Below are 19477 nucleotides of genomic sequence, written 5' to 3' on the forward strand. Positions count from 1 at the left end.
ATCCCCGGAGCATGAGCACCAGGTCCGGGATGCGGTAACCGCCGTAGCGCCGCGGTTCAGAGCTTCTCCAGCGGTGCGTACCGCAGGAGGAACCGCTTCACCCCACCCGACCCGAAGTCGACCGTCGCCTCGGCGTTGTCGCCCTGTCCCGCTGTCGCCACCACCGACCCCATGCCGAACGTGTCGTGCACAACCCGGTCGCCCGCCGCCACGGAGATGACCGGCTTCTGGCCTGGGCGCCGCGCCTGCCTCTCCGCCCGGCGCGCGGTCGCCGACTGTGAGCTCCACGACGTGTGGTCGACCTCCGTACGCCGCCACTCGACGAGTTCTGCAGGGACCTCGTCGAGGAAACGAGACCCGGGGTTCTGCTGCGGTGCACCCCACGCGCTGCGCACCACCGCACGGGAGACGTAGAGCCGCTGGCGGGCCCGGGTGATGCCGACGTAGGCGAGCCGACGTTCCTCCTCCAACTCCTTCGCGTCACTCTGCGACCGGGAGTGTGGGAACACGCCGTCCTCCAGGCCCGTGAGGAACACCACGGGGAACTCCAGCCCCTTCGCCGTGTGCAGGGTCATCAGCGTGACGACCCCGCCGTCGTCTGTCCCCTCGCCCCCGTTGTCGGGGATCTGGTCGGCGTCGGCGACGAGCGAGACCCGCTCGAGGAAGTCGGCCAGGGTCGCCGGCGTGTCCTCGGACTCGGCGGCCTCGGAGAACTCACGGGCCACCGCGACGAGCTCGGCCAGGTTCTCGACCCGCGTCTCGTCCTGCGGATCGCCGGACACCTCCAGCTCGTGGAGGTAGCCGGTCTTGGCGAGCACCTGCTCGAGAATGTCGGCAGGCGGCTGGCCCTCGGCGAGGGCATCGGACAACTCGTCGACGATGCCGACGAACGCCTTGATGGCGTTGGCCGAACGGGTCGCCAGGTCGCCGATCTCGTCGACCTGGCGCAGCGCCTGCCAGAAGGTGATCCGCTTCCGCTGGGAGAATGCCTCGACCGCCGCTTCGGCACGGTCGCCGATCCCACGCTTGGGGACGTTGAGGATCCGGCGCAGCGACACGGTGTCCTCGGGATTGGCGAGCAACCTGAGGTAGGCGAGGGCGTCGCGGACCTCACGGCGTTCGTAGAACCGCACACCGCCGACGACCTTGTACGGAAGGCCGACCCGGATGAAGATCTCCTCGAACACCCGGCTCTGTGCGTTCGTACGGTAGAAGACGGCGACGTCCCTCGGCCTGGCGGCCTTCTCGTCACCGAGCCGGTCGATCTCCTCCGCGACGAACTGCGCCTCGTCGTGTTCGTCCTCGGCGACGTAGCCGACGATCGGGGCACCGTCGCCGGCGTCGGACCAGAGGTTCTTGGGTTTTCGGCCGGCATTGCGGCTGATGACGGCGTTGGCGGCGGAGAGGATCGTCTGGGTGGAGCGGTAGTTCTGTTCGAGCAGGATCACCTTGGCATCGGGGAAGTCCTCCTCGAACGCCAGGATGTTGCGGATCGTCGCTCCGCGGAATCCGTAGATCGACTGGTCGGCGTCGCCGACGACCATGAGCTCGCCGTGCGGGCTGTCGTCCTCGCCATCGGAGCTGGTCAGCTCACGGACGAGGGCGTACTGCGCGTGGTTGGTGTCCTGGTATTCGTCGACCAGCACGTGCGCGAAGCGCCGCCGATAGTGCTCGCGCACCTCCGGGAACGCCTGCATCAGATGCACGGTCGTCATGATCAGGTCGTCGAAGTCCAGCGCGCTCGACTCACCGAGGCGGCGTTGGTAGAGCTCGTAGCACTCGGCGAACGTCTTCTCCAGATGGGTGTGCGCGCCGCGCGCGGCCTCTTCGTGGTCGATGAGCTCGTTCTTGAGGTTGGACACCCAGTTGAGGACGGCGCGCGGGTTGTAGCGCTTGGGATCGAGATCGAGGTCGCGACAGACCAGCGTCATCAGCCGCCGCGAGTCGGCGTCGTCATAGATCGAGAACGACGAGGACAGGCCGAACCGCTTGATCTCGCGCCGCAGGATGCGGACGCAGGCGGAGTGGAAGGTCGAGACCCACATGTACGAAGCGGCACGCTGGCCGACCAGCGCGGCCACCCGCTCCCGCATTTCGCCAGCCGCCTTGTTGGTGAAGGTGATCGCGAGGATGGCGCTGGGGCGGGCGTTGCGCTCGGCCAGGAGCCAGGCGATCCGGCGGGTCAGCACCCGGGTCTTGCCCGAACCCGCGCCAGCGACCACCAGCAGCGGGTGCTTCTCGTGCAGGACGGCGGCCCGCTGGGACGGGTTGAGTCCCTCGAGGATCTCCTCAGGTTCCAGGTGCCGGGGCGGCTGCCGCTCGCCACCGTCAGTCGCACCGTCCGTTGTCGTGCCGTGCGATGTCGTGCCGTCCGATGCGGCGCCGTGCGATGTCGTGCCGTCCGATGCGGCGCCGTGCGATGTCGTGCCGTGCGATGTCGTGCCGTCCGATGCGCTGTCGGATGGCGCGCCACCGTCACGTTGGACAGCGTCCGGTGCGCCGTCATCATGCGCGGCGTCGGACGGGGTACCGGGTGCGGCGGCGGTGTCGGGCAAGGCCAGCTGGTCTTCTGCAGAGAGAGCACTCATCTTGACGCCCAGCCTACGATCTGGCGCCGACAGTCCACACCGGACAGGCCCGGACATCACGCCCCGAAGGTTCGATATGCCCGCTCGCCCGCCACACGGGACGACCGTTCATGATCATGCGTGGGAAACGAAGGCTTCTCGGGCCGAGAAAGGCCACCATCCCACGCATGATCATGAACCGGCCAAGGGCTACGCGTGTTCGTCGGGCTTCTCCCAGAAGTACGTCTCGGGGTCGTAGACCGCGGGCGACGGCAGGATCCACGGGTTGACCCACCCACCGAGAGCGAGGTTCTCCCGGGTGGGAACGTTCTTCAGCCCGTCGCGGACCAGCACGATGCGCGGGTAGTTGGCGACCACGCCATAGAAGAACGGCCCGTCCTCGATGTGGATCTTCTGGATCTCCCACATCAGGGCGACCCGCTTCATCCGGTCGGGCTCGACCCTGGCCTGGGCGTAGAGCTTCCACAGCCGGTCGATCGGGTCACCCTCCTCGGGCAGGATCCACGGCGGGGTCCGCTCCCAGGGATCGGTGTCCGCCTGCTGCTCGAGCTTCTTCGGGTCACCCGTCTGCATGATGAACGCCTGGCCGTGCAACGGCGCCCAGTGCCCCGTCTCGACCGGTATTACCCAGCCCGGATAGATCAGCGGCGAGCAGTCGCCGACCTCCCACGCGGTCGTGGTCATCAGCTCGCCGCGTCCCCAGGTCTCGCCGAACGCCTCCGGCGCCACCGGCGTCAACTTGGTGGCGACACCCACGGCATCCCAGTCGCGCTTGTAGCGGTTGTTCTTCTGGATGTGTTCGTTCGTCGCATCCGCGGGATAGTCGAGGGAGATCTGCAACTTGGCACCGCTCGGCAACTCCCGCTTGCCGTCGCCGTCCTTGTCGACGACGCCCAGCTCGTCGAGCATCGACTTCGCCTTCTCGATGTCGTACGTGACGTAGGCGTCGCGCCACTTGACGTAGTTGCTCTTGGCCTCGTCGTTGAGGGTGAACATCTCGCCCTTAGGGCTGAGAGTTCCCGTCGTGAGCTCGCCAGTGGCGAAGTAGATCGACTTGCGGATGTCCTTCCGGTCGATCGCGAACGACAGGGCTTGCCGGAACTTCGGGTTGCGGATCAGCTCCCGCATCTCCTTGTCCGGGTAGTCGTAGTTGAAGAACACGATGGAACCGGTGCCGGAGCCGCTGTCCCACAGGTTGACGCGGATGCCGGTGCGGTCCTCGGTCTGCTTGAACCCGGAGATGTCCTCCAGAACCAGCCCGTGGTGACCGCCGTGCACGTAGTCGACCTTGCCCTCGGACATCTGCAGCTTCTGCACCTCGTCGTCGATGACGACGCTGAACTGCACCTCGTCGATGTAGGGGAGCTGCTTGCCCTCCTTGTCGACGCACCAGTAGTAGGGGTTGCGTTCGAAGAGGACGCTCCGCCCGTCCTGGTAGCTCTTCAGCATCCACCCCGTCATCGTGGGGCAGTCGGGGTTGGTGCCGAAGTTGCCCTTGGCCTCGTGCTCGAGGTACCAGTCCTCCTTGGTGATCTCCTTGTTGTACGTCGGGTGGAACTGCTGAAGGTAGTGCTTCGGCTGCATCCACAGCGGCCCGATGGAACCCTCCTGGGCCGGGCTGTTCACCCATGCCGCCAGGCGTTCCGGCGTGATTGGGGCAGGAGCGTCGAACGTCAGGGTGAGGGTCGTCTCGTCAGGCGCGGCGACCTTCGCCACGGTCCCCTTGCCCGAGCGGACGTCGTCGGGTGGGTCGACCCCGGTGTAGTCGTCGTTGTTCACCATGTCGTCCCACCAGTACATGATGTCCGCGGTGGTCCATGGCTCGCCGTCCGACCACTTCAGTCCCTTGCGGAAGTGGAAGACCCACTCGGTCGCGTCTTCGTTGGACTCCCAGCTCTCGACGAGCCCGGGACCGATGTCCAGGCCATCGTTGAGGAAGCGCAGGAACGACCGCCCGTACATGTACTCCTTGATCGCGGAGCTGTAGCTCTCGGCCATGATCATCCGGAGCCGCCCACCGTAGTTGCCCGACGCCACCCAGCGGTGGGGAATGACGTACGGCGCCTCCGGGAGCCGTTCATCGATCGACGGCAGGTCGCCCGCCTTGACGCGGGCGGCGAGCGTGGGCGCTTCCTTGAACGATGAGGGGGGCGCGAGCGGTTTGGTCTCCGAACCCTTCGCCTTCGACGCGGGCCCAGCAGCTGGCGCCTCGCCGGAGCCGCCGCCGGACCCCGAGTCCGAACAGCTGGCGAGCATGATCGAGCCGGCGGCGATCGCCGAGCCGTAAAGGAACCCCCGCCGGTCAATGCCGTTACTGTGCGCCATTGGTTGGTTTCTCCTCGAGAGAGCAATGCTGACATTCGGAGCTGTCGTCCGAGCTTTGCACGACCAGCAAGGTCCTCGCGGCGTTGGGGACGGCCAGCTTCGGAAGGCTTCGGCCGGCGGAAAGCGGGCGTACGCACTCGTGGCGTGGATCAGCCGCTGTTCCGGGAGATGGCCACTAGCGGCCATCTCCGGGAGGTCGGCTGGCGCCGGGCAGGCCGGCTCGCCTACGTCATGTCAGCAGGGCATGGCCTCGAACGCGTAGCCCTTCTCGATGAATTGGGGCATCAGCCGTTCCAGCGCGGTGACGGTCTGCGACCGGTCGCCGCCGCCGTCGTGGAACAGCACGATGGCCCCCGGAGCCACGCCCTTGAGGACGCGTTCCTCGATCTTGTCGGCCCCAGGGCGGTCCCAGTCCTTCGGGTCCACGTGCCAGAGCACGACTTCCTGGCGCAGCTCGGCAGCGATGGCGCGTACGTCGTCGTTGATGGCGCCGTAGGGCGGGCGGAAGCATCGCGAGGCGGGTCCCTTCTGTAATTCCTCGCGGGCGTCCTCGTCGGAAAGGTTTGGCAGCGACTTGTGATCGTGCGTGTGATTTCCGATCGTGTGACCCGCGGCCCGGATCTGCTTCACGATGTCCGGATTGGCGTTACTGGCATCACCGAGTGCGAAAAAGGTGGCAGGCGCCTTGTACTTCGCCAGGATCCGCAGAATCTGCGGTGTGTATTTCACATTCGGTCCGTCATCGAAGGTGAGGAACATGATTTTGGCGCTGGTGTCCTCGATCCGATCGACCCGCTGGGCGACCGGTCCCGGCTTCGGGGTCGGACTGGCGGTTCCTGGTGTCGGCGAGACACTCGGTGACGCGGACGTGGTTGGTGAAGGCGAGGTGCCGGGAGAGCCAGTCGCGTTGGGCGAAGCGCTGCTGGTGGGCTGCTGCGTGGCGCTGGGCGCCGTCGCGCTGGGGGTTGCCGTGGTGGATGGCGTCGTACTGGATGGCGTGGCCACGGGGGTGAGCGTGGCCCTCGCCACCGCGGTGCGACCAGGTAGGGCGCTGGGCCGCACCGACGGCGCACGCGTGGCGGTCGGCGTCGACGTGGCGCCTTCGCGTGCGTCCGAGTTCGCGCAGTTCGCGGCAAAAAAGCCAAGGAGTATGCCAAGGAGAAGGATGAGCAGGCCTCGTACGATTGACGGAATTCGCAGTGGCGACACGCCCATCACTCCCCCACATTCGGCGCCAAGAGATATCTCCCGTCGCGCAGACATCGGAAAACGTCTCGTCCGAGGAATTGCGACGGATGGCAAATCAATTTCCGGAGTGGGATTTCGCCCTTTCTGCGTTCGCTGGAAACTATTCGGAACGTCCCGTGCAGCTGGCCCGTCCTGGGCGCAATTTGGCGGGTCGGGTAGGTTCCTGCGGTGATGCCTGATCTACTGCCCGACCATGAGGTCTCCCGGGTCCTCGTTGTCGTCGCACACCCCGACGACGTCGACTTCGGCGCGGCCGGGACCGTCGCACACTGGACCGACGCCGGTCACGAGGTCGTCTACTGCGTGTGTACCGACGGCCAGAGCGGCGGCTTCGACCTCGACATCCCGCGCGCCGAGATGGGCGCGATCCGCCGTGGCGAGCAGGAGGCGGCCGCCGCCGCCGTGGGGGTGACCGACGTACGCTTCCTCGGTTTCGTCGACGGCGAGCTCGAGGCAGACCGCGAACTCGTCCGGTCACTCACCCGCCTCATCCGCGAACTCCAGCCGCAGCGAGTGATGTGCCCCAGCCCCGAGCGCGACTGGGCGATCCTGCCGCGCAGCCATCCTGATCACCTCGCCGCCGGAGAGGCGGCCATCCAGGCGGTGTACCCGGCCGCACGGAATCCGTTCGCCTTCCCCGACCTCGCCGAGGAAGGGCTCGAGCCGTGGACTGTCCGCGAGGTGTGGCTGTCGGGCCATCCCGAGAGCAACCATGTGGTGGATGTGACAGACACGGTCGACCGGAAGATCACCGCACTGCTCGCCCACAAGAGCCAGCATCCCGACCCGGACGCGTTGCCCCTCCGGGTGCGCGAGTGGCTTGGCGCCAACGCGGTGCGCGCCGGGCTTCCCGAGGGTCGCCTCGCCGAGGACTTCTTCGTCGTCTCGACCGGCTGACCACCGGCTCGCTGGGCCAGGTTCAGCGCAGCCAGGTTTTGGGAGGCAGGTCAGGGCGTCACGTTCAGGACGTCACGTCGGCGGCGTCAGGTCCAGAAGACGGCGACGGCGACGTTGACAAGCGTGAGTGCGGTGAGAGCGAAGAACAGCCCGTTGGAGATTGTGGGCTTCTTGCGGTTGAGCCAGGCCAGCACCGTGATGACGAGGACGACGAGCAGCTTGACGCCGATCTTGGCGTTGTCGACCGGGTGAGCCGGGTCGTCGAGTCCCTCGAGTACGCCGACCAGAAGCAGGCCGGACACCAACTGCGTCAGCGCGCCGTGCAGGATCGCGGCAAGGATCCGGCGTTCTGGCCCCTTCATCTGGACCAGCAACCCGCCCAGCAGACTCGCCAGACCCACGAAGTGGATGAACACCAGCACCTGGCGCAGGATCTCCATGGAACCGCACCCCTGCCTCTCGTCGGACCCGCCATGCTCGCACTACTACGTCTGGTAGTACGTACGCCTGTCGATCATAGCGAGGGCAGCCATCTTCTGGATGAGGGGTCCCCCGTGCCGCTACCCCTCACCTACCAGGGGACCGGCGCCCACCAGAACCAGACGTTCAGCCCCTGCGGCCTCACACCAGGCGGCGGTCGGTGGCCAAGCGGGTCAGCTCATAGGAGCCAGGCGTTCAGCGCCGGCGCCTTCACACCAGGCGGCGGTCGGTCGCCCAGCGGGTCAGCTCGTAACGGTTGGACAGCTGCAGCTTCCGCAGCACGGACGAGACGTGTGTTTCCACGGTCTTCACCGAGATGAAGAGTTCCTTCGCGACTTCCTTGTACGCATAGCCGCGCGCGATCAGGCGCAGCACCTCGCGTTCGCGCTGGGTCAGCCGGTCGAGTTCCTCGTCGATGCTGCCCGGGTCGACCGCGCCGGCGAACGCGTCGAGCACGAATCCCGCCAGCCGCGGTGAGAAGACCGCGTCGCCGTCGGCGATCCGGCGTACGCCATCGATGATCTCATCCCCGGTGATGGTCTTGGTGACGTAACCGCGTGCGCCCGCCCGGATCACCCCGATCACGTCCTCCGGGGCGTCGGACACGCTCAGCGCGAGAAACCGGACGTCGGGCTCGGCCGCCAGCACCTGCCGGCAGACCTCGGCCCCACCGCCGCCGGGAAGGTGGACGTCGAGCAGGACCACCTCCGGCTTCGTCGCGAGGATCACCTTGACCGCCGCGTCGACATCGCCGGCCTCCCCCACGATGTCGACCGCGGCACCGATCTCGGTGCGTACGCCCGTGCGGAACATCGCGTGGTCGTCGACGAGTACGATCCGGCGCCGGTTGTCAGGGTTGGTCGTCACGAGGTCATCCTTTCAAAGCCTGAACAGGATCATGGTTGTTCACGGTGGCCGCTCTACCCGGCACCAGGACCAGAACCCGAGCCAGAGCCAGAACCCGAACCAGAGCTCGAGTCAGAGTTGGCGGCGGCCTGGTCGACCAGGAGGTGCACCTCGGTTCCCTCACCGGGTGTGCTCCTGATGTCGGCCTTGCCGCCGTGGCGTTCCATGCGTTCGTAGATGCTGCGACGGACACCGAGTCGGTCCGCACCCACATGTTCCGGATCGAACCCGACCCCGCGGTCGCGGACGAAGACCTCCACCCGTGCCGGCTCCACCTCGGCGTAGACGTCGATCCGCGGCGCGCCCGAGTGCTTGGCGGCGTTGACCATCGCCTCCCGGGCGGCGCGGACGACGGCTGTCAGCGTCGGGTTCATCTGGGCGTCGCCGACCATGACCACCTCGACCGGGATCTCGTGGTGGTCCTCGACCTCGGCTCCCGCCCGGCGCAGCTCGCTGCGCAGGGTCGCGTCGGCGTCGTCCTGTTCGCCGTAGAGCCACTGCCGAAGGTCGCGCTCCTGGGCACGCGCCAGGCGTACGACGGCACGCTGGTCATGTGCCTGCTTCTGGATCAACGCGAGCGTCTGCAGGACCGAGTCGTGAAGGTGCGCGGCCATGTCGGCGCGTTCCTGCGAACGGATGCGTACCCTCCGCTCCTCGGACAGGTCTCCAGCCAGCCGCCACACCCACGGGCCGACGATCAGGCCGACCCCGATACCGGCGCCGAGGACGGCAAGCAGAGCCGCGTTGACCTCGTTCATGCCGCCGACGGAGGCGAGTCCCCACGACAGGGCAGCGATGACGAGAGCGAGCCCGACGACGGTACGGAGAACCATGACCCAGCCGCGGGTACTGACGAGCGGCCACATCCACTTCCAGCGCGGTGGGGCGGAGGCGGTCCACCGGGCACGCTGGGACTCGTCGGCCTGCCGCCACAGCAGCGCGAGGCCGACACCGCCCAGGATGAGCGGCCAGAACACCTGGGCCGAGACCCCGCCGAGGTGCGGGTAGATCGCGATGATGCCGATCGCCAGGACTGCGATCGACACCAACTGACCGGTGTCCTGGCGTCTCTTACCAGGTGCACGCTCGCGACGGAGCCCCTTGCGGGTGGCCGCCGCGACACCGGCCGGCTGCGTGGTCTCCTCGACCGCGGGCTCCTGAGGGAGTACGACCCAGAGCGCGGCGTACAGCAACAGGCCGAAGCCGCCGACCGCTGTCAGCGCGACCAGGCCCAGGCGTACGTGCAGGAGCTGAAGTCCCAGGTGATCGGCCAGCCCGGCGGCAACTCCGCCCAGAACTTTCCCGTCGGCACGCCGGTAGCAGCGGGGAGCGGTGCTCCGCGCCGCGGCGACCGGTGGCGTACCAACTGGTGCGCCTCGTGCGTCGGTGAAGATCGTGGCCTCCTGGGGCGTACGGGCCGACTTGCCCGGGTATCGTCGTGCGGCGCCGGTGGACGCCGAGCGAGCGGCAACGCGCCCGGCTGTCCTCCTTGATGGTCACACGAGAAGCGCTGCTGAGCCACCGGGACAGGCCCCCCGCTTCACCCCAGGCGGCCCGGGGGTAAAGCCCAGGGTCATCCCGGATGGCGCCGCCACCCAACGGCCCGGAGGATCGGGGTATGCCTGCCACCACGCCGCCCGCGGGATCCGGATGGCCCGACGATCAGTCCCCCTCGCCCAGCGCTGGCGCAGAGACAGGCGCGGGCGCTGAGTCAGGCAACAAGACAGGCACCGACACGGGCGCTGAGTCAGGCACCGACACGGGTGCTCCCGCGGGGTCAGGGACAGGCACCGGAAGGGGGCAGGACCAGCTCCGGGCTGAGCTCCGTTCACTTCGCCGGGCGCGCGACGGCCGGCTCCTCGCGGGCGTCTGCGCAGGGCTCGGTCCTCGGCTCCAGATCGACCCGGTCGTCCTGCGGGTGGTCGGCGTCATCCTGGCGCTTTTCGGTGGTGTCGGCGTCCTGCTGTATGCGGCGGGTTGGCTGCTCGTGCCGGACGACGGCGAGGACCTGTCGATCCTCGAACAACAGCTCGGCCGGCGCCGCAACGGCGCACCGGACAACGCGATCGTCGTCGGTGGTCTGGTCATCCTGGGCCTCGTGATCTTCAGCGTTCCCTGGTGGGGGTTTCCGTGGCACGTCCCGGTTCTGCTCGTGTTGAGTGTGCTCGGCCTGTACGCCCTGATCCGCCGCAACGCCGAGCAGGACGGCGGCGGCGCAGCACCGTCAGACCGGCCGGGAGAACCTGGCGGCTCCGGCGGGACGTTCCCACCCGGAACCGCAGCCGGCGCCGGCACCTCGGGTGCGTCCGGCGGCACGGGTGACATCACCTCTCCTCCTGCGGCCACCGAACCAGCGCGCTCGACGTGGGACCACACCAAGCCGCTGGACGTCGCCGACCCGGGCTCCTCCGTGCCCACGAGTGCGGCCGATGCTCCTCCTGGTTCCTGGCGTACGGCCGAACCCGCTCCCGCGTCCTTCTGGAATCAGCCGGACCCCCTGGGCCTGGAGATCCAGGACGTCGAACTGGCCCAACCACCGGAGAACTGGACGCCCCCGCCCGCGACTCCCCCGCGCCAGGTCAGGTCCACGGCGGTCCGCAGCGACGGCGAGCGGAAGCGGTCGTGGCTCTTCGCCGGGACGATGGCGGCCGCGCTCCTGCTGGTGATGGTGCTCGCGCTCGCCGACCAGCAGGAGGACGTCCCGCTCGGTGCCTACATCGCCGGTCCGCTCGGTGTGGTCGGTCTCGGCTTGATCCTGGGCGCGTGGTTCGGCCGCACCAGAGCGTTGATCGCCTCCGGTGTCGTCCTCGCCCTGGCGCTGCCTGCGGCCAGCCTGGCCGACCGGTGGCCTGGCGAGGCGGTGGACCTGACCCTGCATCCGACGTCCGTCAGTGCGATTCAGGGCAGCTACGAGTACGGCGTCGGTGAGCTGGTCATCGATCTCAGTGCGGTGCCCTTCCGCGATGGGCAACACGTCGAGTCCTCCATCGACGTCGGCGTCGGCGACGTCCTCGTCGTCGTACCCCCGGATGTCGACGTGATCTTCAAGGGCGACGTCGGGCTCGGTGAGATCTCGCTGTTCGGTCGCGCCCTCCCACCCGAGCCCGTGGCGCCTCGGCCACCGCGCGCACCCGCGGCTCCAGGAGAACGTGACGCGGTCGGTGAGCTGGGCGACGCGGCCGAAGGAGGAACGAGGGAGTTCGACGCGGGTTCGTCGGAGGGGTTAGGTGTCTCCCGGGAGATCATTGATCGAGGCGACGACGGACCCGGAGGTGGTGAACTCGTGCTGAACATCGACGTCGGTGTGGGCCATGTGGGGGTGCATCGTGGGGAGTAAGCCTCCGGCCGGGAGGCATCCGGCCAACATCGCCGCCCTCGTCGCCGGCCTGGTGTGCTGCGGCCTCGCGCTGGGCTGGTTGCTGCTCCAAAGTGGCGCGCTCCGTGTCACTGACCTTGGCTGGCTGCTGCCTGTCGTCCTGATCGGCGCCGGGGGCGTCGGCGTCGCCATGTCGCTGCAGCGCAACCGTCGCCAACCCTCACGACGCCCCCCGACACGCGTCGGGGACAACCGTAGGGCGTGATCAGGACACTTCCGGATGGCCGTTCACGCTCAGATCGAGGAGGCTTGAGCCATGAACGAGACGACTCCGTTGCGAAAAGACTCCTTTCCCCCACTCAAGAAACTCGTCCGCACGAGGGACGAACGCATGGTCGCCGGTGTCTGCGGCGGTCTCGCGAAGTACGCCGGCATCGACCCGGTGCTGGTCCGGCTCGGGATGGTCGCGCTGGTGATCTTCGGTGGAGCGGGGCTGCTGCTCTACCTGGCCGGCTGGATCATCATCCCCGAGGAAGGCGCCTGACCGGTCACGCCGTACCGGCGGTGGTCAGAACCATGGCAGTGCTCACGCAGGACCGATCCACGACGACGGGTTCTCAGACGGACGCCGGATGGGAGACCGGCTGGAGGTTTCGGCCGGAGGCATCGGCCGGAGGTACGCCTGGTCCCGGCAACGACCAGCGCCTCGCTCCTATCCGCGTCCGTGCGGGAGCGTCCATCCGGTGGGATCGGGTCCCTTGGGCACCACACCGGTCGGGTTGATCTGGTGATGGGTGAGGTAGTAATGCCGCTTGATCTGGTCGAAGTCGACCGTCTCACCGATGCCCGGGGTCTGGTACAGATCCCGGGCGTACGCCCACAACACCGGTTGCTCGGTCAGCTTGTTCCGGTTGCACCTGAAGTGGTTGTGGTACACGGCGTCGAAGCGGACCAGCGTCGTGAAGAGCCGGATGTCCGCCTCGGTCAACCGGCTGCCGTCACCACAGAGGTAGCGCTGGTTGCGTAGCCGGTCCTCGAGCCAGTCGAGCCGGGCGAAGAGCGTGTCGAAGGCTCTTTCGTACGCCCGCTGTGAACTGGCGAAGCCGCATTTGTAGACGCCGTTGTTGACGTCGTCGTAGATGGCGGCGGCCACCTGGTCGATCTCCTCGCGCAGGTCCTCCGGATAGAGGTCGGGGGCCCCCGGCCGGTGGAAGTCCTTCCACTGCGTGGAGAAGTCCAGGGTGATCTGCGGGAAGTCGTTGGTGACGACGGTGCCGGAGGGTACGTCGATCAGGCAGGGAACAGTGACCCGTCCCTCGAACGTGGGGTCCGTCCGGTGGTACGCCTCCGCCAGGAACTCGATGTCGAGCACCGGGTCCCGGCCGCCGGCGTCACGTGTGAACCGCCAGCCGCGCTCGTCGCGGATCGGATCGACGGTCGCGAGCGAGATGGCGTCGTCAAGGCCGAGCAGCTGACGCACGATGACCGCGCGGTGCGCCCACGGGCAGGCCCGGGACCAGACCAGGCGGTAGCGGTCCGGCTCGGCGGACCATCCTGACGAGGCATCGGTGGTGACCCGGTCGGTGAACCGGTTGGCCTGGCGTACGAACTCGCCGCGTTTCCCGGTCTCCTTCGGCAACTGCGCCGCCGTCGCGGGCCTGGACTCGTTCGCGGGTACGGGTTCGCCCGCGGGTGCGGGTTCGTTCGCGGGCTGCCGTGGTGCCTGGGATTCCGCCATGCGTCCAGTGTTGCGCACCCTTCCCCGTGGAGGTCGCGGGCGTGGCGAGCGGCGCGGCCGGCATCAAGGCAGCAGCTGGGCGACGGTGATGCCCGGCGTCTGAGGGGCTCCCGAACCCATGGCGGCCAGCGCCGACGGTATCCCGGCCAGGTCGATCCGCCGGCCGACGAGACGCTCGGGCCGTACCTGACCGGCCTCGATGAGGGCGAGCATCGCGGGATAGTCGTGGGCCGGGAGCCCGTGACTGCCAAGGATCTCGAGCTCGTACGCGATCACCCGGTCCATGGGTATCCCCGCCGGTCCGAGCGGCATGAGACCCACCTGCACGTGGCGTCCGCGGCGACGCAGGCCAAGTATCGACGCGGTACAGGTCTCGCGGATCCCGAGGCAGTCGAGCGAGACGTCTGGGCCACCCTCCGTCGCCTCGCGGACCGCGGCCGCCACGTCCTCCCCGACCACGCCCTCCCTCGCCACGTCCTCCCTCGCCACGTCCTCCTCCGTCACGGCGTCCCTCGCGGCATCTACGGTGGCCACCGCACCGAGTTCGCGAGCAAGAGCCAACGCCGCCGGTGACACGTCCACCGCTACTACTCGGGCGCCAGCGGCGACAGCGATCATCACGGCCGACAACCCGGCGCCGCCGCAACCGTGCACGGCAACCCAGTCCCCGCCCGTCACCCGACCCTGGCGAAGCACAGCCCGGAACGCCGTGCCGAACCGGCAGCCGAGGCAGGCACCGACCGCCAACGCCAGCGAATCCGGGAGCGCGACGAGATTGACGTCGGCATGCTCGATGCGTACCAGATCGGCGAACGAACCCCAGTGGGTGAACCCGGGCTGGCTCTGATGTCGGCACACCTGCTGGTTCCCCGCCGCACACTCCGCGCAGGTCCCGCACGCGCACACAAAGGGAACCGTCACCCGCTGGCCGACCCGCCACCGGCGTACGGACGCACCCACCGCAGCCACCGTCCCGGCCAGTTCGTGGCCACCGACGTGCGGAAGTGCGACGTCCGGGTCATGTCCCTGCCAAGCGTGCCAGTCGCTGCGGCACACACCGGTGGCCGCCACCTGGATCACCGCGTCGTCAGGCCCCGGAGTCGGGTCGGGGACCTCGCGAACCTCAGGACTCGCGCCGAACTCGTCGTACCAGACCGCCCTCATCCTCGGCCCGCCCGCCACCGAGGATCGCCACGAGGGTCATCCATGCACGGCGCAATCCCGCACGATGCACGCCCCACCGTGCCGCGTCATTCCCATTCGATGGTGCCGGGCGGCTTGCTGGTGATGTCGAGGACGACGCGGTTCACCTCGCGTACCTCGTTGGTGATCCGGGTGGAAATCCGTTCGAGCAGGTCGTACGGCAGACGCGCCCAGTCGGCGGTCATGGCGTCCTCGCTGGTCACGGGGCGCAGCACGATGGGGTGACCGTAGGTCCGCTGGTCACCCTGGACACCCACCGATCGGACGTCGGCCAGCAGCACCACCGGGAACTGCCAGATGTCGCGGTCGAGCCCGGCCGCCGTCAGCTCCTCGCGGGCGATCGCGTCTGCCGCCCGCAGGATCTCCAGTCGTTCCTTCGTCACGGCGCCGACCACCCGGATCGCGAGGCCAGGCCCCGGGAACGGCTGCCGCCACACGATCTCCGCCGGCAGGCCCAGCTGCTCGCCGACCTGGCGTACCTCGTCCTTGAACAACGCCCGGAAGGGCTCCACGAGCGAGAACTCCAGGTCGTCCGGGAGCCCGCCGACGTTGTGGTGGGACTTGATGGTCGCCGCGCCCTCGCCACCGCCGGACTCCACGACGTCGGGGTAGAGCGTCCCCTGCACGAGGAAGTCGACAGCCTCGCCGTGGGCACCGGCTTCGGCGACAACCTCGCGGGCGGCCTGCTCGAAGACCCGGATGTACTCACGGCCGATGATCTTGCGCTTGGCTTCGGGGTCGTCGACACCGGCGAGCGCGTCGAGGAACTGCTCGGCGGCGTCGACCACCTTGAGCTTCACTCCCGTGGCCGCGACGAAGTCGCTTTCGACCTGCGCGGCCTCACCCTTGCGCAGCAGCCCGAGGTCGACGAACACGCAGGTGAGCTGATCACCGATGGCCCGCTGCACCAGCGCCGCGGCGACCGAGGAGTCGACGCCACCGGACATCGCACAGATCGCCCGCTTGTCGCCGATCTGGGCGCGTACGGCGTCGACGGTCTCCTCGACGATGTTGACCATCGTCCAGGTGGGACGGCATCCCGCGATGTCGTAGAGGAACCGCTGCAGCACCTGCTGGCCGTGCTCGGAGTGCAGGACCTCTGGGTGCCACTGCACACCGGCCAGCCTGCGCTCGGAGTCTTCGAACGCCGCGACCCGCGCACCGTCCGAGGACGCCGCGAGGGTGAAGCCGGCGGGCGGGCGTACGACCTCGTCGCCGTGGGACATCCATGCCCGGAACTGCGCGGGGGCGTCGGCGAGCAGGGCGCCGGTCCGGGGTTCGTGGGCGGTGACGAGGGTGCGCCCGAACTCCGACCGCCCGGTCTTCGCCACCTCGCCGCCCAACGCCTGCGCCATGGCCATGAAGCCGTAGCAGATGCCGAACGCGGGTACGCCCGCCGCGAACAGCTCCGGGTCCACCTGTGGCGCGCCCTCGACGTAGACCGACTGCGGCCCGCCGGAGAGGATGATCGCCTTCGGGCGCCTGGCGAGGAGCTGCGCGACCGGCGTGGTGTGCGGGACGATCTCGGAATAGACGCGGGCCTCACGGACCCGGCGAGCGATGAGCTGGGCGTACTGCGCGCCGTAGTCGACGACGAGAACGAGATCGTGGTCGGTCACGATGACCCTTCGGAAATGGCCGTGCCCAATTGGGTGTGCGAGTGGGTGTGCCGGCCTGCTTTACTGGCCCGGATCTGACCGCTCCGAGTTTAGTCGGGCACATATCCCATCCTGCGGCTGCCCGAACCGCCCGGCGCGGCGGACCAGCCGAGTCGCCCGAACCGCCCGGCGCGGCGGAGCAGCCGAGTACGCCCCTGTCCGCCCGATCCGGGAGGAATTGCCATGGCCGCGAGCCTGTCCCCGGTCCAACTCGCCGAGGCCCATGTGCGGGCGCTCTTCCGTGCCACCGGCGACGGCCTCCTCGCCGAGACCAACGAGACGGCGCCCGCGAAAGCACCCAGGGTCTTCGTCGCCCGAAGCAGAGCCGGCACCCTCTGCCACCCTCGCCACGACCTCCACCCGGCGCTCGCCGCCGAGTTGCGCCGACTCGCTCGCGACCTTCCACCGTTGTCGGATCCGACCGGAGATCCGGAGATCTACGCCGCCCTCAGGTCCGCCGTCGAGGAGGACGGGCCGATCACGAACCGGTGGCACGGACCGGCGTACGCCTTCGACGGTCCCGCTCTGGAGCCGCACCCCGATGTCGTGGAGATCCGGGAAGAACGCGACCTGTTCGTCGGCCATCCGTTCGAGGACTTCCGGACCGATCTCGACCACCATCGCCCGCTCTTCGCGGTCGTCCGTGACGGCAGGGTCGTGGCCGCCGGGTTCAGCTCGCGCACGACCAAGCGGGAGGCCGAAGCCGGGGTCAACACGCACGTCGACCACCGGGGCCAGGGCCTCGGAGCGGCCGTCGTCAACGCCTGGCGCCTCGCGATCGAGGGTTCGGGGCGGGTGCCGCTCTACAGCACCTCGTACGACAACCTCAGCTCGCAGGCGGTGACCCGGCGCCTCGGCCTTCGGCAGTACGCCGAGAGCTACTGGCTGGCCTAGTAGCACCCTCACGGCCTGTCCGGACGATCAGTACGCCCTTGTGTGAGGGGAGCCCTCATCCAGAGGTTTCGGCGGGATGAGAGGTCCCCTCACACGAACCCATTGGCGCAGGGGCGCCCTCATCCGAAAGGCCGCCGGCTCAGGGCGCCCTCATCCAAACGGCCGCCGGCGCAAGCCCGGCAGCCCGCCTCAGATGGCGTCCAACCGGATGCCTTCGGAAAAGCGGTGAACAATTGTTCGGGAGGGTCGTAACTCGACAGTCAGTTCAGTCGTTGGGAGGGCGACGGGGCATAGGTCGGCCTGTCCGGCCCGTTTCCGTCCGTACGACGGCAACCGCTCGCGGCCTCGCGGTGCCTCGTACGACCTAGTCAGGGCCCGGCTCCTCGCCTGCTGGAGCCGGGCCCTGCACATGCCTCTGCCTGCCCCACCCCGCGTGACCGTCCCACGTGACCGCCCCACCCCACCGTGACCGCCCCACCCCACGTGACCGCCCACCCCCGGCGTGATGATCGCCCGTCGTGCCCGCCTTGCCGAGCGACGACCTCCGGGGGAGGCAACCTGTTGCCCGCCCCGCCGGTCCGGTTCGCCCGGATCGGCCGCTGACCAGGGAAGATGCCGATCATCGACCTACGGAACCACACCAGTCCACGGAACGTCGCAGGACCATGATGCTTTCGGTTCTGCGACGCGGCCTACCCTGCGCCGCGGTCACGGGGGTCCTCGTCGTCGCGCTGGCGGCATGCGGGACCGAGCAGGGGACATCACCGGACGCCCAGCCAACCGCCACCACCAGCCCCACCGAGTCGGGACCCGCGATGTCGCCCTCCACCCTCGTCCTGCACCGCACCGGCGGCATCGCCGGCTTCAACGACAAACTCACCGTCGAACCTGACGGCACGGTGACCCTGACGAGCCGGGGCAAGGAACCGATGACCTGCACGGTCAACCCCAAGACCAAGCAGCGGCTCGACGCGGCCGCCCAGCAGGCCAGCGAGTCTCCCGCGCCCAGGGCACGCAGCCGCGACGGCAAGAAGTGGGCGACTGCGACGCCCGACGAGCTCCAACTGTTCCTGGTCATCGGCGACCAGCAGGTCCAGTCGTCCGACCTCGGCGAGCAGGACCAGCACTATCGCGAACTGTTCTCGGTGATGAACGACATCCTGTCCTCCGCCGCCGCCGTCCGCGCCGGTAAGGACACCGGAGCGGGCTCCGCCTGCAGCTGACCTCCGCCCGGCAGCAAGCCCTACACGTGGAACGCGTGCCGGTGCGCGTGGGGAGTCGTACCCCTGCGACGGGCGAAGTGGTGTCGTAGCGTGTCGGCGCTGCCGAAGCCTGACCGTTCGGCCACGACGTCGACCGTGAGGTCGGAGGTCTCGAGCAGGAGTTCGGCGCGTTGGAGGCGCTGCTCCAACAGCCAGCGGTGGGGTGTCGTCCCCGTGGTCGTACGGAATCGGCGCGCGAAGTTGCGGAGCGACATCCCCGCCCGGTCGGCGAGGGTCGCGACCGGCAGGTCACGGTCCAGGTGCTCCGCGGCCCAGTCGAGGACCTCCGCCATTCCCTCACCCGTGGGCGCGGCCGGCAGCGGCATCTCGACGTACTGCGCCTGGCCGCCCTCACGGTGCGCGGCCACCACCATCCGACGGGCGAGAGCGTTCGCCGTCCCTGACCCGTGCACTCGCCTGACGAGGTGCAGGCACGCGTCGATCCCCGCCGCCGCGCCCGCGCTGGTCAGGACCGGACCGTCGGTCACGTAGAGCACGTCCCTTTCGATGCGTACGCGCGGAAACCGACGTACCAACCGGTCGGCGAACTGCCAGTGCGTCGTCGCCCGGCGCCCGTCGAGCAGGCCCGCGCCGGCGAGGGCGAACGCGCCGCTGCAGACGGAGAGCAGGATGGCACCTCGGGCGTACGCGTCCTGCAGCGCGGTGGCGATGGCCGGGTCCAGCGGGGCGTCGAGGTCCGGCCACGCCGGGATGGCGACGAGGTCGGCCTCGGCGACCCGGCTCAGGTCGTGGGACACCTCGACGGCGAAGCCTGAGGTCGTGGGGACCAGCCCCGGGCGCGGGCCGCAGACGGCGAAGTCGTAGCCCGGCAGTCCGTCGTCGGACCGGTCGAGGCCGAAGACCTGACAGAGGATGCCGAGCTCGAATCCCGCGATACGCGAGCCGACCAACGCGGCGACGGACTCCACGCGAACCTTCGGACCGTTCGTCATCACGCTCCG

Annotated in this window: 16 protein-coding genes; 5 read left to right on the forward strand and 11 right to left on the reverse strand. The window is 68.8% G+C overall.

Annotated features, from left to right (window positions below):
* Nucleotides 1–56 precede the first annotated feature (56 nt).
* The 3 genes from pcrA to ABN028_RS27955 form a co-directional block, all read right to left on the reverse strand.
* On the reverse strand, nt 57–2588 hold the full coding sequence (gene pcrA, locus ABN028_RS27945; protein ID WP_349698694.1) for a DNA helicase PcrA: 2532 nt from the start codon (nt 2586–2588) through the stop codon (nt 57–59).
* 189 nt (nt 2589–2777) lie between these two features.
* Nucleotides 2778–4913 (reverse strand): ABC transporter substrate-binding protein, encoded by a 2136-nt coding sequence (locus tag ABN028_RS27950; RefSeq protein ID WP_349326859.1) that lies wholly within the window; start codon nt 4911–4913, stop codon nt 2778–2780.
* Between the two features lie 234 nt (nt 4914–5147).
* Nucleotides 5148–6176 (reverse strand): polysaccharide deacetylase family protein, encoded by a 1029-nt coding sequence (locus tag ABN028_RS27955; RefSeq protein ID WP_349698695.1) that lies wholly within the window; start codon nt 6174–6176, stop codon nt 5148–5150.
* A gap of 156 nt (nt 6177–6332) precedes the next feature.
* Here ABN028_RS27955 and ABN028_RS27960 point away from each other — a divergent pair, with 156 nt between their 5' ends.
* On the forward strand, nt 6333–7058 hold the full coding sequence (locus tag ABN028_RS27960; protein ID WP_349698696.1) for a PIG-L deacetylase family protein: 726 nt from the start codon (nt 6333–6335) through the stop codon (nt 7056–7058).
* Between the two features lie 86 nt (nt 7059–7144).
* Here ABN028_RS27960 and ABN028_RS27965 read toward each other — a convergent pair whose 3' ends face one another.
* The 3 genes from ABN028_RS27965 to ABN028_RS27975 all read right to left on the reverse strand — a co-directional run bounded on the left by ABN028_RS27965 (nt 7145) and on the right by ABN028_RS27975 (nt 9838).
* Nucleotides 7145–7498: a hypothetical protein gene (locus tag ABN028_RS27965; RefSeq protein WP_349326854.1), complete on the reverse strand. Its 354-nt coding sequence runs from the start codon at nt 7496–7498 to the stop codon at nt 7145–7147.
* 250 nt (nt 7499–7748) lie between these two features.
* A complete protein-coding gene (locus tag ABN028_RS27970) occupies nt 7749–8405 on the reverse strand; it encodes a LuxR C-terminal-related transcriptional regulator (protein WP_349326852.1) in 657 nt (218 codons plus the stop codon).
* A 53-nt stretch (nt 8406–8458) separates the two neighbouring features.
* Nucleotides 8459–9838, reverse strand: coding sequence for an ATP-binding protein (locus ABN028_RS27975; protein WP_349698713.1), 1380 nt, complete (start codon nt 9836–9838; stop codon nt 8459–8461).
* A gap of 224 nt (nt 9839–10062) precedes the next feature.
* Here ABN028_RS27975 and ABN028_RS27980 point away from each other — a divergent pair, with 224 nt between their 5' ends.
* The gene (locus ABN028_RS27980; protein WP_349698697.1) at nt 10063–11781 is read left to right on the forward strand and encodes a PspC domain-containing protein; all 1719 of its coding nucleotides are present in this window, start codon (nt 10063–10065) and stop codon (nt 11779–11781) included.
* Nucleotides 11782–12076: 295 nt separating this feature from the next.
* Nucleotides 12077–12304, forward strand: a complete 228-nt coding sequence (locus tag ABN028_RS27985) for a PspC domain-containing protein (protein ID WP_349698698.1) — start codon at nt 12077–12079, stop codon at nt 12302–12304.
* Between the two features lie 168 nt (nt 12305–12472).
* Here the strand turns inward: ABN028_RS27985 and ABN028_RS27990 are convergent, their stop codons facing one another.
* The 4 genes from ABN028_RS27990 to ABN028_RS28005 form a co-directional block, all read right to left on the reverse strand.
* Nucleotides 12473–13498 (reverse strand): glutathione S-transferase family protein, encoded by a 1026-nt coding sequence (locus ABN028_RS27990; protein ID WP_349698699.1) that lies wholly within the window; start codon nt 13496–13498, stop codon nt 12473–12475.
* Between the two features lie 63 nt (nt 13499–13561).
* A complete protein-coding gene (locus tag ABN028_RS27995; RefSeq protein ID WP_349326847.1) occupies nt 13562–14662 on the reverse strand; it encodes a zinc-dependent alcohol dehydrogenase family protein in 1101 nt (366 codons plus the stop codon).
* An 86-nt stretch (nt 14663–14748) separates the two neighbouring features.
* A complete protein-coding gene (gene guaA, locus ABN028_RS28000; protein WP_349698714.1) occupies nt 14749–16323 on the reverse strand; it encodes a glutamine-hydrolyzing GMP synthase in 1575 nt (524 codons plus the stop codon).
* An 86-nt stretch (nt 16324–16409) separates the two neighbouring features.
* On the reverse strand, nt 16410–16544 hold the full coding sequence (locus tag ABN028_RS28005) for a hypothetical protein (RefSeq protein WP_349698700.1): 135 nt from the start codon (nt 16542–16544) through the stop codon (nt 16410–16412).
* Here ABN028_RS28005 and ABN028_RS28010 point away from each other — a divergent pair.
* Nucleotides 16543–17253, forward strand: coding sequence for a GNAT family N-acetyltransferase (locus ABN028_RS28010; protein WP_349326844.1), 711 nt, complete (start codon nt 16543–16545; stop codon nt 17251–17253). The two genes, ABN028_RS28005 and ABN028_RS28010, sit on opposite strands and share 2 nt — an antisense overlap.
* Before the next feature lie 665 nt (nt 17254–17918).
* Nucleotides 17919–18476: a hypothetical protein gene (locus tag ABN028_RS28015; RefSeq protein ID WP_349326842.1), complete on the forward strand. Its 558-nt coding sequence runs from the start codon at nt 17919–17921 to the stop codon at nt 18474–18476.
* A gap of 20 nt (nt 18477–18496) precedes the next feature.
* Here the strand turns inward: ABN028_RS28015 and ABN028_RS28020 are convergent, their stop codons facing one another.
* Complete coding sequence (locus ABN028_RS28020; protein ID WP_349698701.1) at nt 18497–19468, reverse strand: helix-turn-helix domain-containing protein; 972 nt, start codon at nt 19466–19468, stop codon at nt 18497–18499.
* Nucleotides 19469–19477: the final 9 nt, after the last annotated feature.

The organism is Actinopolymorpha sp. B17G11, assembly GCF_040196095.1.
Taxonomy (GTDB): Bacteria; Actinomycetota; Actinomycetes; order Propionibacteriales; family Actinopolymorphaceae; genus Thermasporomyces.

Coding starts and splice junctions, on each gene's coding strand:
- ABN028_RS28020 (WP_349698701.1), bottom strand. CDS start 19,468: ATGACGAACGGTCCGAAGGTTCGCGTGGAGTCCGTCGCCGCGTTGGTC.
- ABN028_RS27995 (WP_349326847.1), bottom strand. CDS start 14,662: ATGAGGGCGGTCTGGTACGACGAGTTCGGCGCGAGTCCTGAGGTTCGC.
- ABN028_RS27990 (WP_349698699.1), bottom strand. CDS start 13,498: ATGGCGGAATCCCAGGCACCACGGCAGCCCGCGAACGAACCCGCACCC.
- ABN028_RS28005 (WP_349698700.1), bottom strand. CDS start 16,544: ATGGCAATTCCTCCCGGATCGGGCGGACAGGGGCGTACTCGGCTGCTC.
- ABN028_RS27955 (WP_349698695.1), bottom strand. CDS start 6,176: ATGTCTGCGCGACGGGAGATATCTCTTGGCGCCGAATGTGGGGGAGTG.
- ABN028_RS27965 (WP_349326854.1), bottom strand. CDS start 7,498: ATGGAGATCCTGCGCCAGGTGCTGGTGTTCATCCACTTCGTGGGTCTG.
- ABN028_RS27985 (WP_349698698.1), top strand. CDS start 12,077: ATGAACGAGACGACTCCGTTGCGAAAAGACTCCTTTCCCCCACTCAAG.
- ABN028_RS27960 (WP_349698696.1), top strand. CDS start 6,333: ATGCCTGATCTACTGCCCGACCATGAGGTCTCCCGGGTCCTCGTTGTC.
- ABN028_RS27980 (WP_349698697.1), top strand. CDS start 10,063: ATGCCTGCCACCACGCCGCCCGCGGGATCCGGATGGCCCGACGATCAG.
- ABN028_RS28015 (WP_349326842.1), top strand. CDS start 17,919: ATGATGCTTTCGGTTCTGCGACGCGGCCTACCCTGCGCCGCGGTCACG.
- ABN028_RS27950 (WP_349326859.1), bottom strand. CDS start 4,913: ATGGCGCACAGTAACGGCATTGACCGGCGGGGGTTCCTTTACGGCTCG.
- pcrA (WP_349698694.1), bottom strand. CDS start 2,588: ATGAGTGCTCTCTCTGCAGAAGACCAGCTGGCCTTGCCCGACACCGCC.
- ABN028_RS28010 (WP_349326844.1), top strand. CDS start 16,543: ATGGCCGCGAGCCTGTCCCCGGTCCAACTCGCCGAGGCCCATGTGCGG.